General features: G+C 37.2%; 14 protein-coding genes. 10 read left to right on the forward strand and 4 right to left on the reverse strand.

The window, feature by feature from the left end:
- Nucleotides 1-104: 104 nt before the first annotated feature.
- Genes AC4MRQ_RS20370 through AC4MRQ_RS20380 form a run of 3 tightly spaced genes read right to left on the reverse strand, consistent with a single transcriptional unit; the run spans nt 105 to nt 2304 of the window.
- On the reverse strand, nt 105-1196 hold the full coding sequence (locus tag AC4MRQ_RS20370; protein WP_491199561.1) for a hypothetical protein: 1092 nt from the start codon (nt 1194-1196) through the stop codon (nt 105-107).
- A gap of 11 nt (nt 1197-1207) precedes the next feature.
- The gene (locus AC4MRQ_RS20375; RefSeq protein WP_491199562.1) at nt 1208-1756 is read right to left on the reverse strand and encodes a hypothetical protein; all 549 of its coding nucleotides are present in this window, start codon (nt 1754-1756) and stop codon (nt 1208-1210) included.
- Nucleotides 1756-2304, reverse strand: coding sequence for an RNA polymerase sigma factor (locus tag AC4MRQ_RS20380; protein WP_491199563.1), 549 nt, complete (start codon nt 2302-2304; stop codon nt 1756-1758). The genes AC4MRQ_RS20375 and AC4MRQ_RS20380 overlap by 1 nt, the downstream gene beginning before the upstream one ends.
- A gap of 326 nt (nt 2305-2630) precedes the next feature.
- On the opposite strand from AC4MRQ_RS20380, the gene AC4MRQ_RS20385 reads away from it, so the two are divergent.
- The 10 genes from AC4MRQ_RS20385 (at nt 2631) to AC4MRQ_RS20430 (ending at nt 13921) form a co-directional block, all read left to right on the forward strand.
- Nucleotides 2631-3377 (forward strand): ABC transporter ATP-binding protein, encoded by a 747-nt coding sequence (locus AC4MRQ_RS20385; protein ID WP_491199564.1) that lies wholly within the window; start codon nt 2631-2633, stop codon nt 3375-3377.
- Complete coding sequence (locus AC4MRQ_RS20390; RefSeq protein WP_491199565.1) at nt 3374-4624, forward strand: ABC transporter permease; 1251 nt, start codon at nt 3374-3376, stop codon at nt 4622-4624. The genes AC4MRQ_RS20385 and AC4MRQ_RS20390 overlap by 4 nt, the downstream gene beginning before the upstream one ends.
- A 22-nt stretch (nt 4625-4646) precedes the next feature.
- Nucleotides 4647-5927, forward strand: coding sequence for an ABC transporter permease (locus AC4MRQ_RS20395; protein ID WP_491199566.1), 1281 nt, complete (start codon nt 4647-4649; stop codon nt 5925-5927).
- Nucleotides 5928-5963: 36 nt separating this feature from the next.
- Nucleotides 5964-7046, forward strand: a complete 1083-nt coding sequence (locus AC4MRQ_RS20400; RefSeq protein WP_491199567.1) for an efflux RND transporter periplasmic adaptor subunit — start codon at nt 5964-5966, stop codon at nt 7044-7046.
- Nucleotides 7047-7138: 92 nt separating this feature from the next.
- On the forward strand, nt 7139-8506 hold the full coding sequence (locus AC4MRQ_RS20405) for a TolC family protein (RefSeq protein ID WP_491199568.1): 1368 nt from the start codon (nt 7139-7141) through the stop codon (nt 8504-8506).
- 260 nt (nt 8507-8766) lie between these two features.
- On the forward strand, nt 8767-10035 hold the full coding sequence (locus AC4MRQ_RS20410) for an efflux RND transporter periplasmic adaptor subunit (RefSeq protein WP_491199569.1): 1269 nt from the start codon (nt 8767-8769) through the stop codon (nt 10033-10035).
- 119 nt (nt 10036-10154) lie between these two features.
- Nucleotides 10155-10853, forward strand: a complete 699-nt coding sequence (gene tsaB, locus AC4MRQ_RS20415; protein WP_491199570.1) for a tRNA (adenosine(37)-N6)-threonylcarbamoyltransferase complex dimerization subunit type 1 TsaB — start codon at nt 10155-10157, stop codon at nt 10851-10853.
- A 79-nt stretch (nt 10854-10932) separates the two neighbouring features.
- Nucleotides 10933-11745, forward strand: a complete 813-nt coding sequence (locus tag AC4MRQ_RS20420; protein ID WP_491199571.1) for a DUF3108 domain-containing protein — start codon at nt 10933-10935, stop codon at nt 11743-11745.
- A 223-nt stretch (nt 11746-11968) separates the two neighbouring features.
- Nucleotides 11969-12535 (forward strand): elongation factor P, encoded by a 567-nt coding sequence (efp, locus tag AC4MRQ_RS20425; RefSeq protein WP_491199572.1) that lies wholly within the window; start codon nt 11969-11971, stop codon nt 12533-12535.
- 153 nt (nt 12536-12688) lie between these two features.
- Nucleotides 12689-13921: a PP2C family protein-serine/threonine phosphatase gene (locus AC4MRQ_RS20430; RefSeq protein WP_491199573.1), complete on the forward strand. Its 1233-nt coding sequence runs from the start codon at nt 12689-12691 to the stop codon at nt 13919-13921.
- Between the two features lie 45 nt (nt 13922-13966).
- Here the strand turns inward: AC4MRQ_RS20430 and tyrS are convergent.
- On the reverse strand, nt 13967-14578 hold a 612-nt coding region (gene tyrS, locus AC4MRQ_RS20435), incomplete at its 5' end, for a tyrosine--tRNA ligase (protein ID WP_491199574.1).

Below are 14578 nucleotides of genomic sequence, written 5' to 3' on the forward strand. Positions count from 1 at the left end.
GAAATCGGCATTATTTTTCCATATAAACGGAGGGGTAGAAAAAAGGCTCCGAAAATGGAGCCATGATGTTTTAATGATGATTACAATCTCTTCGTATCGCTTTTTTACAAACCGATAGAATATTTAATAAAGCACAAACCAGGTAAGAACATCATTCTATTTACTTTTATTTCGTTGAATAAAGAAATAAAAGTAAATAGAAGAATACTAAGTGCGGTCAATATTATAGTCCAATAATTAGTCGTTCGATATTTCACCCAAATAGTGAAGTCTTTATATAGAAAACGTCCTCTCCGAAACTGCCACTTAGCAATATTATCAGCAACAGCATCCGCGTTTGTAGAATACAAAACACCTGGCAAATCAATAGATACGTCATATTCCTTTTCGTCCAATAGTAATAACTCATCATTGATCTGTTGTTCAAATTCATCAAAGTAACCCTCATCATATGCGATAATCGGCCATGATATATTAATTAGGTTCTGCAAGACACTTCCAATCTCATTTATATCAACTCCATCATCATCAAATGATCTAAATAACTGGACAACACTAGCTGAATCTTCCGGAGATAAAGGTTCTATTTTCCTTTCTTTTGCATATTGATCAAGTAGATCAAGATATTCGAGAGCACAAGATGTCATAATAAAATTCCAAAATCTCGCTTCTCCTTCCTCGTCAAACATTTCTTCTTCTTCCTTTGTCATTGAAGCAACTACAGTTGTATCACCCTCGAAAAAATAAGCTAATTCATCATCACTCAAATACTCATTAACATCTAAATGTTGGAATTGGAAACGCTGCAGGAAGGTTTCTTTATACACATGAAAGGTAAAGAACCAGCGAAAACTCTTTTTATATCCAACCACTATATTATCAAGCTCAACAGAATCACTGACCAAATGTAGATTATCATATTGGTCCATTGCAGAAGGAAATGTTTTCTCAGCAATAGCTAAATGCAATGTATCTCCATTTTCTTTATCAATTTCAGTATCAAATGAAACGTCCCATCCATTAGCTGTATCAAACGAAAACGGTTGTTCATAAATTTGAGACGAATCACCAACTGCAACCACCTTCTTATAAACTGATCCATCAGGGTTAATCCTTGTATAATACCTATACTTAAGTGATCCTCCACAAGCACTTAAGAATAATAAAATCAGAAAAATTAAACTTTTAGTTCTCATAGCTTCCTTTTTTATGGGGTTAACCAATCACATATCTGGTATTCATTTCGAAGTTCCCAAGCAGATAGAGTAATCAGCTGTCCTGCAATGTAATCATGATATAATCCGGGATTCGTAGTCTGTAAAACGCTCAACAGTTTTTGAAGTTGATCATAGAGAGGTCTATTTAAAGACTTTAGTATTTCAACCTCACTTTTCTTTAATAAAATCCGATTATCATTTATTGAAATAACTTTTGTGTGAATCAACGCTGACATCAAGTTCTTAAGCGACTGTCTGCATTGCCATTGTGGTTCTGGCAATGGACTTAAATCTCCCATTTTGCTCCGTAACTGCATCCGGTTTTCATATGTCCATACTTCCTGCCATGTGTAAGTGCCTATGCATAAAATAAATAAAATGCTTGCAGCAAAGTTTACTATAAAGCTTATCCTTCTTTTTCGATTTTTATTCTCTTCTATATTGTTGAATACTGAATGAATAAATCGATCCTTATTTTTTAAATAAGAAGGACTCCCTTTCACCTTTTCCTTAAATCGATTGTAAATATCTTCTTCCATCACCTAACTTTTACATGTTTTTCAAGCTTTTTCCTAACTTTTTTACGAGCGACATACAAGTTATCTTTGATTTGTTTCTCGGTATATCCCGTAATTTCCACAACTTCCTCTACGCTTAAATCCTCAAAATCCCTTAAAACAAGCACTACCTTTTGTTTTTCAGATAAATCATTAGTGGCATGATTTATCAATTTCACAATTTCTTTATTGGATAAATGCTGTTCAAGATCCATATCATCAATAATCATTTCATCTAAATCTGTTTTCAGCTCTCGTTGATTGCGCCTCATCACATCAATGGCTTTTCGAGTTGCAATGGTAAATAGCCAGGTAGAAAATTTCGCTCTTTGAATGTTAAAAGTGTTTATACATTGCCATGCCTTAATAAATGATTCCTGAGCAATATCTTCTGCCTCTGACTCATTATTCACAATACGAATAACAACCGAATATAAATAGTCGGCATAATTCAATACGAGCTCTCCAAAAGCCTGCCTATCCCCCTTTTTAGATTTCTGAATTAATAGATATTCGTTGAATTCCTGCATAAATTTGCATTTACCCATTATACGATAAAGGTATACATTGGTCGAATACTGCTTTTCATTTTAGGCACTTTAATTGATCAAAGGAGGAATTCGTACGTTTCCGTACACCTCGAACAGTGTAACCGATAAACACCTTCAATCGTCCAATTAGTGTAGGATGGCAATAACTAAGTGTTCGAAATCGTACAAAAAAGCAGCAATACGAATACTGGATTAGAAGTCAAAACATTATAATCCACTGTATTTCTGATACTTTACCTATTCGGCATAAGTATTGTTAACTACATTTTACCCATGAAACTCGATTTATTCTAAGGAAAAAAATTATGAGCCAAAGCATTATTCGCGTGAATCAACTTCACAAATCGTATGTAACCGGAAGCAACTCTTTACATGTACTTAAAGGATTGGATATTGACATCCATCAAGGCGAAATGGTCTCGATTATGGGATCTTCAGGTTCTGGTAAGTCTACTCTTCTCAATATTCTTGGTATTCTTGATAATTATGATGCCGGAGAATATCACTTGAATGATATACTTATTCAAAAGATGAATGAGCGCAAAGCGGCAGCATTTAGAAATAAGTATATTGGTTTCATTTTCCAGTCGTTTAACCTCATTTCTTTTAAAAATGCAATGGAGAATGTGGCTCTTCCGTTATACTATCAGGGAGTGAGTCGCAAAAAAAGAAATGCGAAGGCCCTGGAATTACTTGACCGTCTGGGCTTAAAAGAATGGTGGAATCACTTACCCAGTGAATTATCCGGAGGACAAAAACAACGTATCGCGATTGCCCGCTCGCTCATTTCTGAGCCAAAGGTAATTCTTGCTGACGAACCAACAGGAGCATTGGATACACAAACTTCATACGAAGTAATGGATATTCTAAAGGAAGTTAATGCTTCTGGCATTACTGTTATAATCGTAACGCATGAGAATGACATCGCTGACATGACACAGAGGATTATCCGCCTGAAAGACGGCATTATCGAATCGAATCACTCTGTGGATTTAAATAAGACAGAAAGTGGAAACAAAGTTTTCACCCAACAAAAATCCATAATGTCATGATCGATTATTTACAGGAAATATTCTCAACACTCAAGCAAAACAAACTGAGAGCCATCATGACCGGTTTTAGTGTTGCCTGGGGGATTTTCATGTTGATCATTCTTCTGGGTTCGGGTAAAGGACTGGAAAACGGAATGGAGTTTAACTTCAAAGGCACCTCAAAAAATGCGCTGTGGATTTGGAGTCGACGTACACAGGTTGCGCATGATGGTCTAAAAGCAGGTCGCCGAATTAACTTCACTGTAGCTGATGGTGAGATGCTGCAACGAAAGTTTGAAGATGATATGGATAACTTCTCTGGCCGTTTCCACCTTTGGGGAGATTTTGCAGTGACGTACAAAAATGAATATGGTGACTTTCGCATTGAAGGTGTTATGCCTGAATTTAAAAAGATTCAGTTGGTTGAAATGCAAAAAGGACGCTATATCAACGAAATAGACATCAAAGAATTCAGGAAATCAGTTATAATTTCTGAGGCTGTTCAAAAGCATCTGTTCAAAGAAGAGGTTCCTATGGGAAAATACATCCGTATCAACCGGGTTCCGTTTATGGTGGTAGGTACCTTCCAAGATCCTGAAGATAAAGATCGGAAGCAGTTATATATGCCATTAACAACAACTCAACGTGTTTTTAACGGCAACAACCGCTTAACTGAGATGGCAATCTCAACTAATGCAACCACGGTAGCAGAGAATCAGCGAATTGAAGATGAAGTTCGTAACCTTTTAATAGAACGGCATCGTGTGGCTCCTGAGGATAAACAAGCGATTGGTATATGGAACACATTAGAAAGTTTTAAACAGGCTCAAGGTGTTTTTGCCGGTATCAGAATGTTTGTCTGGGTTATAGGAATTATGACCATTATTGCGGGAATTGTAGGTGTTAGTAATATCATGATCATTCTGGTAAAAGAACGCACCAAAGAAATTGGTATCAGAAAGGCAATCGGAGCCAGTCCATTCTCAATTATCAGATTGGTTTTATCCGAATCTGTGCTGATTACAGCACTGGCCGGATTCTTTGGCCTTGTTGCGGGCATGGGGTTATTAGCTGGCGTTTCAGCCATTCTTCAGCAAGTTGCAACTGAGAACCAAGATGTACAAAGAGCATTTTTTAATCCATCTGCTGATTTAGGTGTAGCTCTTTGGGCTCTTGCTATTCTAGTGACAGCCGGACTTGTTGCAGGTTATATCCCAGCAAGGAAAGCGTCTGCTATACGACCGATTGAAGCCTTACACGACGAATAAGTCTAACCCAAAGTCTAAAGCTATGTTTGATAAAGATAGATGGCAAGAGATATTTAATGCTATCAAAAAGAACAAATTAAGAAGTGTACTAACTGCCTTTGGCGTGTTTTGGGCCATTTTCATGTTGATTGTCATGACCGGCTCAGGTAATGGACTTAAAAATGGTGTCTACGAAGGTGTTAAAGATTTTGCCACCAACAGTGGCTTCATGTGGGCCGAAAATACAACTGTTGCTTACGAAGGTTTTAAGCAAGGTCGTCATTGGCAAATTAACAACGATGATATCGAAGCCATTATGGATCAGGTACCTGAAGTAGAAGTTGTTTCACCACGATTGAATGGCTGGAACTTGAGAAGTGGAGAAAATATTGTGAGAGGAAAAAGATCAGGAGCCTTTAATGTAATGGGTGATTACCCGAGTTATCGCGAGATCGATCCGTGCACCATGCCTTACGGACGTTATATAAACGATGAGGACATAAAACTCAAACGTAAAGTTTGCATCATTGGTGAGAAAGTATACGAAGTGATGTTCGATGAGGATGAAGATCCGGTTGGACAGTACATACGCGTGAATGGTGTTTATTTTATGGTTGTAGGAGTTTTTAAGTCGAATAATCCTAAAATCAACATTGGCAGTAACAAAAAAGAAACGGTATATCTACCTTTTACAGCTATGCAACAGACTTTTAACTATGGCGACCAGGTTCATTACTTTGGGTTAATCGCAAAAAAAGGAGTAAAAGTTGAAACTGTTGTGGATAAAATAAAACCCATCCTCCAAAAGAATCATAAGTTGTCTCCTGAGGATGATGAGGCAATTGGTCAATTTAACCTGGAGAATCAGATCAAAACGATGAACTTCATCTTTTTAGGAATTGATATTCTGATTTGGGTAGTTGGTATTGGAACACTAATCGCTGGGGCTGTTGGAATCAGTAATATTATGCTGGTAGTTGTTAAAGAGCGTACCAAAGAAATAGGTATTCAAAGAGCTATTGGTGCCCGTCCGGCAATTATAGTTAACCAGTTGCTAACTGAATCCGTTTTCCTGACAACTATAGCAGGTTTTATTGGCTTGGCATTCGGCACCATTGTTCTCTACCTGGTTGATATGGCAGTTGATGCATCCAGGGCTGCCGGTAATGTGGAAGATGAAACTTTCTTCCTAAACCCGGAAGTTGGCTTGCCATTAGCAATAGCTGCATTAATAATGCTCATATTGGTTGGATTGATCGCCGGATTAATCCCTGCCTTGAAAGCCATTAAAATAAAGCCCATTGAGGCACTTCGACACGAATAAAAATTTAAAATACTAGAAACTATAAAATCTAAACTCATGAAAAAGGTATTAAAAATATTTGGCGGCGTAATCTTAATCGCATTGTTTGGTTGGGTTGTGTATTACTTATATAACCAATCTAAAAAAGATCCCGTTGTATACGAAACAGAAACAGCAGAAGTAACCGACATCATCAAAAAGACGGTTGCTACAGGTTCTGTGGTTCCACGAAAGGAAATTGAAATTAAACCTCAGGAATCGGGTATTATCACACAAATATTTGTTGAAGCCGGTGATGAAGTGCAAAAAGGTGATTTAATTGCTAAAGTGCAGATCATTCCTGAAATGATTCAGGTGAATAATGCAGAAGCACAATTGAAACGTGCAGAGATCAGTTATAAAAATGCCAAAGTAGAATTTAACCGTAAAAAGGAATTATTTGATACTGGTGTGATTCCTGAATCTGAATTTTTGGAAGAGCAATTACGTTATGAAACGGCTGAAGCAGATAAACTAGCAGCAGAAAACAATTTACAGCTGATTAAAGAGGGTGTTACCAGTAGCTCTAAAAACCAAACGAATACTTTGATTCGATCAACCATTACAGGAATGGTACTGGATGTTCCAATTAAAGAAGGTAACTCAGTAATTAAAAGTAACACTTTTAATGATGGTACCACCATTGCTGTTGTAGCTGACATGGGTAAAATGGTATTCGAAGGTAAAGTAGACGAAACGGAAGTTGGTAAAATAAAACAAGGTATGGCGTTATTGCTTTCGATTGGTGCCATCGAAGATGAAAAATACGATGCTTTTCTTGAATCCATCGCACCTAAGGGTGTCGAAGAAAACGGTGCCATCCAATTTGAAATTAAAGCAGCAGTGAAACTTAAAGAAGGTCAATTTATCAGAGCTGGGTACAGCGCAACAGCAGATATTGTTTTAGATCGACGAGACAGTGTTCTGGCTATTAAAGAAAAATTGATCACATTTAGTAATGATTCAGCATTTGTTGAAATCGAAACTGGTGAACAAATGTTTGAGAAACGTCTGATAACAACAGGTTTATCCGATGGAATTAAAATTGAAGTAACAGATGGTATAAACGAAGAAGATAAAATTAAGATTCCAAAAAGCTAATTGAATAATAATTAATACTTTTATTACAATTTACTTTTTCAAAAATACCAGAAGAGAAATAATTAGGATCACACCCTAAAAAAGCATTACCTATGATACGCAAATCTATTATTGCACTTGCCTGCATCATCCTAACCTTGCCCGCCTTAAAGGCTCAAGACACCCAGAAACAAACCTGGGGTGAGAATAAAAAGCAATGGTCACTATTAGAGTGCATCAACTATGCACATGAAAATAACATTACTATTCAACGACAGACTATTAACACTCAATATCAAGAGAATCAGTTAAAGCAAAGTAAACTAAATCGGTTACCTGATTTAAGTGCTTCAAGTGATGGTTCTTTAAGCTTTGGATACACATGGGTACAACAAGAGGCTCAGAATGTTGACCAAACAATTCGCAGATTTGGTATTAGTGCAAATAGTAATGTTAACGTTTTTAGTGGATTGACCAATGCCAATACAATCAAACGTAATAAAGTAAACCTACTGGCAGCCATTGAGGACATGCAAAAAACAAAGAATGATATTGGCTTACAAATAACGGGACATTACCTGCAAATTCTTTTTAACAAAGAACTTTTAAATGTAGCTAAAGAACAACATGAAACCAGTAAGCTTCAAGCAGAACGAACTAAGAAATTGGTTGATGCTGGTAGCCAAGCAATGGGCAGTTATTTAGAAATAAAATCTCAAGCAGCCAAAGAAGCGCTTAATGTCACCCAACAAGAAAATGCACTAGCACTTTCTTTACTTGACCTGGCACAATTACTTGATTTAGAACGACCAATTGAGTTCGATATTCAGATACCTGAATTACCAGACTTAAATGCTTTCACACCCGGGCCTCCGACAGATATATACACAACAGCTCTGGGTATAATGCCCGAAATAAAAAGCGCGACATATAATACCGAAAGTAAAGAGTATGATCTAAAAATTGCCAAAGGGAGTTACTATCCTACTTTAGGCGTTGGTGCCAGTATGTCTACTAATGCCAACTGGTTAGCGGTTGATCCCAATGGAGTAAACAGTCCATTAGGAGACCAATTTAAAGATAATAGAAACACATACGTAGGAGCTCGCTTAAGCATACCTATTTTTAACAGACTCCAAACGCGTAACAATGTTGCCAATGCTAAATTAGGGGTTAAGGATGCGCAATATCTACTGAAACAAGAAAAACTTAACTTACGCAAGAGTATCCAACAGGCTTATGCTGATGCCATGGCTGCCTACAATAAATACCTATCAAGTGAAGAAGCAGTTAATTCATTTGCCGAATCATTCCGTTATACCGAGAAAAAGTTTAATGTTGGTTTAGTTAACTCCGTGGATTATAATGTGGCCAAAACGGATTATACACGTGCCCAGTCTGATTTACTTCAATCTAAATATGAATATATTTTAAGAACCAAGATATTAGATTTCTACAAAGGAATTCCTATTGAATTATAATATCATAATACCCTTATTTACCCTTTAATTTAATTACACCGGATAATCGCCAGCATTATTCGGTGTTTTGTTTACAATCATTTATTCAGAAGATCTGGTCATTAAATAGTATTATCAAACCATATTTCGAGTGATGGTTTTTAGCTTAGTGTTTTATGTTTCAATATTATTGGATGTTTATCAATCGATTCGAATTATGAACGATAATTCTTTTGTTTATTCACGATTGATTAAATTAGCCACTACAAATTACTGAATCTATGAAAAAACCCGTTGTTATCGCAATTGTTGCGATTGTTGTCCTTCTTATTGTTCTTCTGATAGGTAAAAAACAAGGCTGGATTGGCCAGGAATACCAGGAAAAAGTATTGGCAGAAAAGGCCGAATTAAGAACCATTACCGAAACTATTACCGCCAATGGTAAGATTAAACCAATGGTTGAAGTTAAAATCAGTTCTGATGTATCAGGTGAGATTTTAGAGTTATTGGTTGAAGAAGGACAAGAAGTCAAAACCGGACAGGTATTGGCACGCATTCAACCCGATATATATGAGCGTAATTATGAAAAGATGCAGGCTTCTTTAAAGTCTGCTGAAGCCAATTTAATTCAGGCGAGTGCACAACTGCAACAAAAAGAACTCAACTTTAAGCGTAACAAAGAGCTATGGGAAGATAAAACGATCTCGGAGTCAGATTATGAACAAGCCGAATCAGAATATAAAATTGCCAAAGCCAATAAAGCATCAGCTGAAGCAACCTTACGCAACTCTAATGCATCACTGAATGAGGCTAAAGATAATCTGAATAAAACCACCATTTATGCACCAATGGGAGGTACCATCTCACGATTAAATGTTGAAAAAGGTGAACGTGTGGTTGGTACAGCTCAGTTTGAAGGTACCGAAATGATGACATTAGCCAACCTGCATCAAATGGAGGTATTGGTTGATGTGAATGAAAACGACATTATCCGGGTTAGCCAGTATGATACCTGCCTCATTGAAGTGGACGCCTACCTGAAGCAAAAGTTTAAAGGACTCGTTACGCAAATTGCTAATTCAGCTAAAACTCAAGGTACAAGTGCTGACCAGATTACCAATTTCGAGGTTCGCGTACTAATTCTTCCTGAGTCATACGAAAACTTGGTTAGTGAAAATGACAAAAACAAATACCCTTTCCGCCCTGGCATGTCAGCAACAGTTGATATTCAAACCAACACGCGTTACAACACACTTAGTATTCCAATTCAATCTGTCACTACACGTCCTGATTCCATTCAAAGTGATTCGGCAAAAGTTGTAGTTGATAAAGACAAGCGCATTGAAGTGGTTTATGTAGTTGAAGAAGGTAAAGCAATCCAAAAAAACGTTGTTCCTGGTATCCAGAACACTAAGCATATTGAAATACTAGAAGGTTTATCTGAAGGAGACGAGGTTATCAGTGGTCCCTATTCTGCCATTTCGCGTAAGCTTGAGAATGAAGATGCCGTTCAGGTGGTTGATAAACTTTTTGATGACAAAAAAGATTAATACAAAATATTAATTGTAAAGCGGGTGACGGAATAATTTCAGATTTGGTCACCCGCTTTGTTTATAGCCATTTCCTCCTAAGAAACTATTTATTATTTTTGCGCCATAAGATATAAATCATGGCAAAGATTTTAAGCATAGAAACATCTACTGGCGTGTGTTCAGTAGCTTATAGTGAGAATGGAAAAGTAATCGCTTCTAAAGAATTATTCCAGGTTAATTCGCATGCATCTAATCTTACAGTTCTTATTGAAGAATTATTTGCATTGGAAAAAACACCGGAAATGAAAGAATTAGATGCAGTTGCTGTAAGTAGCGGGCCTGGTTCATACACCGGTTTACGTATTGGTGTTTCTACTGATAAGGGCATTTGTTACGCTTTAAACAAGCCTTTGATTGCCATCGACTCAATGCACATTCTGGCTCAACCAATAGTAGATCAACATGGTAACAGCGACAAAGAGACGGTTTTCTGCCCATTGATGGATGCGCGCCGAATGGAAGTATATACAGCTATCTTTGATCGTTCATTAATTCTGAAAGAAGAGATTTCGGCCAAAATTGTAGATGAAGAAACCTTTACCAAATGGCTGGATAAGTATCAGGTTGTTTTCTTTGGTAACGGGGCAGACAAGTGCAAAGAAGTTATCAATCATCAAAATGCAGTATTTGTAGGTGATTGCCATCCGTTGGCTAAAAACCTGGCACCATTGGCCGAGAAATATTTTGCTGAAGAGCGTTTTGAGGATGTTGCCTACTTCGAACCATTCTATCTTAAAGATTTTGTGGCTACTACACCAAAGAAAAAAGTTTTATAAGCTCAACTAATAAGTACTTCAAAGTGTTTGTTTGTCATATAGAGTAAGTAATCTTAACTTAATCTCTAAAACAATGCTTATGAAACGAGCTATCATATTTGTGTCTGTACTTTCTTTTTGCTTTACTTTATTAGCTTCTCAGGAAGAAATAAAAGACACAGTATATATACCTCCCTACCCTTTAACTGAACATCAAGCCTACCAAGGTGGCGAGCGTTTGGTTTTTTCATTGAATTATGGTTTTGTAACCGGAGGTAGAGCCACTCTCACAGTAGAAGATTCGATCTTTAATGACCGGAAAGTTCACCACGTAATTGGAAGAGGTGTAACAGTAGGCCTTGCCGACGTACTTTATAAAATACGAGATCGTTACGAAAGTTTTATAAACATAGAAACGAACGAACCGCTAAAAGCGGTCCGAAGTATTCGCGAAGGTCGATATCGTTATTATAACGAAGTTGAATATAACAGGGATTCCTCACAGGTGATCTCCAAAAAATCTGGTATTCACAATGTACAGGAAGGAATATTAGATATTCTGTCGGCATTCTACTTTGCCAGAAACCATAAGTTCAATGAAAATCTGCAAGAAGGAGAAGTAATTGAGTTCATGACCTATTTCTCTGATGAAAACTTCCCTTTACGAATCCGGTATCGGGGCACCGAAGTGATCAAAACTAATTTTGGTAAAATTGAATGTTATAAGTTCTCGCCTGTTACTGAAGTAGGGCGTGCTTTTAAGACTGAAAATGACATGCATGTTTGGATTACCCGTGACAACAACAGGATTCCGGTGCGTGTTCGATTTGACTTAGCCGTAGGATCTTTTACCTGTAACCTAACTGAGTTTAAAGGCTTGAAACACCCTTTCAGCAGTGTCAGACACAAATAACAACAGGTTATTTTCTGGTCCGCTATGAAATATCTGGATTTAAGATATAGTATTAAATCATTTATTTGAAGCATCTTGTAAATCAGTCTTGTATCTTTTGCCTAAAATCTAACAATCTATCAAGTAAATAATTCAGCTTTTAAATCATTCCATTCGTTTTTTACGCGAATTCCCTTATTTTTGCAGCGTTTTTTAAGATAATAATAATCACAATTTCAATAGTATGGCAACTACAGCTGATTTTAGAAATGGGATGTGTATTGAGTACAATGGACAACTGTTTTTCATTGTACAATTTCAACACGTAAAGCCGGGCAAAGGAGCTGCGTTTGTAAGAACAAAACTTAAAAATGTATCAACCGGTAAAGTGATTGAGAATACATTTAACGCAGGAGTAAAAGTCAACGAGGCAAGAGTAGAGCGTCGCCCTCATCAGTTTTTGTACAAAGATGATATGGGTTATCATTTTATGAATGCTGAAACTTTTGAGCAAGTGCCAATTGAGGAAGGTCTTATTGACAACACTGCTTTATTGAACGAGGGAATGGAAGTTGAAGTTGTTTACCATGCTGATACCGAGACTCCATTAATGGTTAACCTGCCTACTAACGTTGTGTTTGAAGTGACCTATACTGAGCCAGGAGTAAGAGGTGATACTTCATCAACGAACTCATTAAAACCAGCAACTGTTACAACTGGTGCTACTATTATGGTTCCATTGTTTATCAATACTGGTGATAAAATTAAAATCAATACAAGCGACAACTCCTACGTTGAGCGCGTAAAATAATTTTTGACAAAGCACAACCCTGTTACAGGTTTATTTTTAACCAGTTACAAATAACCTGTAGCAGGGTATTTTCTTTAACCTATAGTGATGCATCGAAAATTACTGACTTTTATAGGTTTTTTTTAATACCTTAGTTGGAAAGAGGTAACTTAAATGGTGACGCAATTAAAAAAGAAACGACTACGACTTTACAAGGATAGACTAAACATCATCCTTGACATTGCGCAGACCATAAACCAAGATCACACCATCGACGATTTATTATCTGAATTTGAGATATTACTTCGTGAAGAGCTTGAAGTTGGGAAAGTTCTAGTATATACCCTCTCCAACGATAAGTGGCAAAACCTGCTTATATCAGGTGTGACAGAGGAGGAGGCCTCAGCAATTGATGTTGAGAAAGACTTGTTGCAGTATGATACAATTGAAAGTATCACTCTCTCACATCCTCCCAACTTAAAGGGGTTTGATGCCGTAATACCTTTATTTCACAGATACAAGGCTATTGGCTATGTTTTAATTGGTGATATCGAGGAGGAACAACAGGGTATTAGTCCAACCATCAAACACTTGAAGCTGATTCAAATCATCTCCAACCTTATTATTGTGTTCGTTGAAAACAAACGAATGCAAAATGAACTTCTCGAACAAGAGGTTATTAAGAAAGAGATGGAATTGGCCTCTCGCATACAGAACCAACTGGTTCCGAATAAACACCAGTTACCCAAAACATCAAAACTGGATATTCACACTTATTATCAGCCCCACATGGGAGTTGGTGGTGATTACTATGATGTTTTTCGCCTTTCCAGAAATACCATTGGCTTTTGCATTGCCGATGTTTCAGGGAAAGGTATATCAGCTGCAATGCTGATGTCTAATTTCCAGGCTGTTATTCGATCACTTTTCACATATCAATGTAATCTTAAAAAACTGATTCATCAATTAAATGCACGGGTTAATGAGAGTGCCAATAATGAGAAGTTTATCACCTTATTTATTGGCCGTTACAATCTCATCACCCGAAGACTCACTTACGTTAATTCAGGTCATCTACCGCCTCTTTTATACGATGCCCGCAAACAACAACTCGTACACCTTGAAAGTGGTTGTATTGGATTAGGTATGCTCGACCTCATTCCATCAATAGAGCTTGGCAGAGTGCATATCCCAAAGGGTTCCAAACTATTGGCCTTTACAGATGGTTTAGTTGAGCTTGACGATGGGCAACAGGTTGAATCAGGTTCAGAAGAAGTTGAAACATTGCTGAATAATCCCTACCCTTTAGAGCAAAATTTTCAGGGAATCCGAAGTATTATCGATCGAATTGAAAACGATGGGGCTGCCTTTGATGATATCTCCCTCATCGGACTTGAATTCAAATAAAAGCAGACATTTCTGCCTGCTTCTATACAATCACTCGTACTTAATTTATTGTGCAATTATTAAAAAGTAATTCTTCTTACCTTTTTGAACTAATAAGTACTTATCATTTAGCAATGCTGAATCATTTACCGATAATTCAGCATCGGATACTTTCTCCTTATTGATACTCATGCCACCGCCTTTAATCGTACGACGAAGTTCACCCTTTGAGGGAAACACGCTTGCTTTTTCAGCCAGCAGGTCTACTACATTAACACCTTCCGTAAACAGTGATTTATCAACAGTAAACTGTGGAACACCTTCAAAAACTGCTAATAGTGTTTGCTCGTCTATCTTACGCAATGCATCTGTTGTAGCTCTTCCAAATAAAATCTGCGACGCTTCTACAGCTGAGTCATATGCTTCACGCCCATGTACCATCACAGTTACTTCTTCAGCCAAACGTTTTTGCATGGCTCTTAAATGTGGTGCTTCGGCCTGCTCTTTTGCCAGTGCTTCCACCTCTTCTCGTGTCAGCATAGTAAAGATCTTAATATATTTTTCAGCATCTGAGTCAGAAGTATTCATCCAAAATTGGTAGAAATGGTAAGGACTTGTTTTTTCAGGATCCAGCCATACATTGCCACTCTCTGTCTTACCAAATTTACCTCCATCTGC

This window comes from Carboxylicivirga sp. (genome assembly GCF_982718395.1).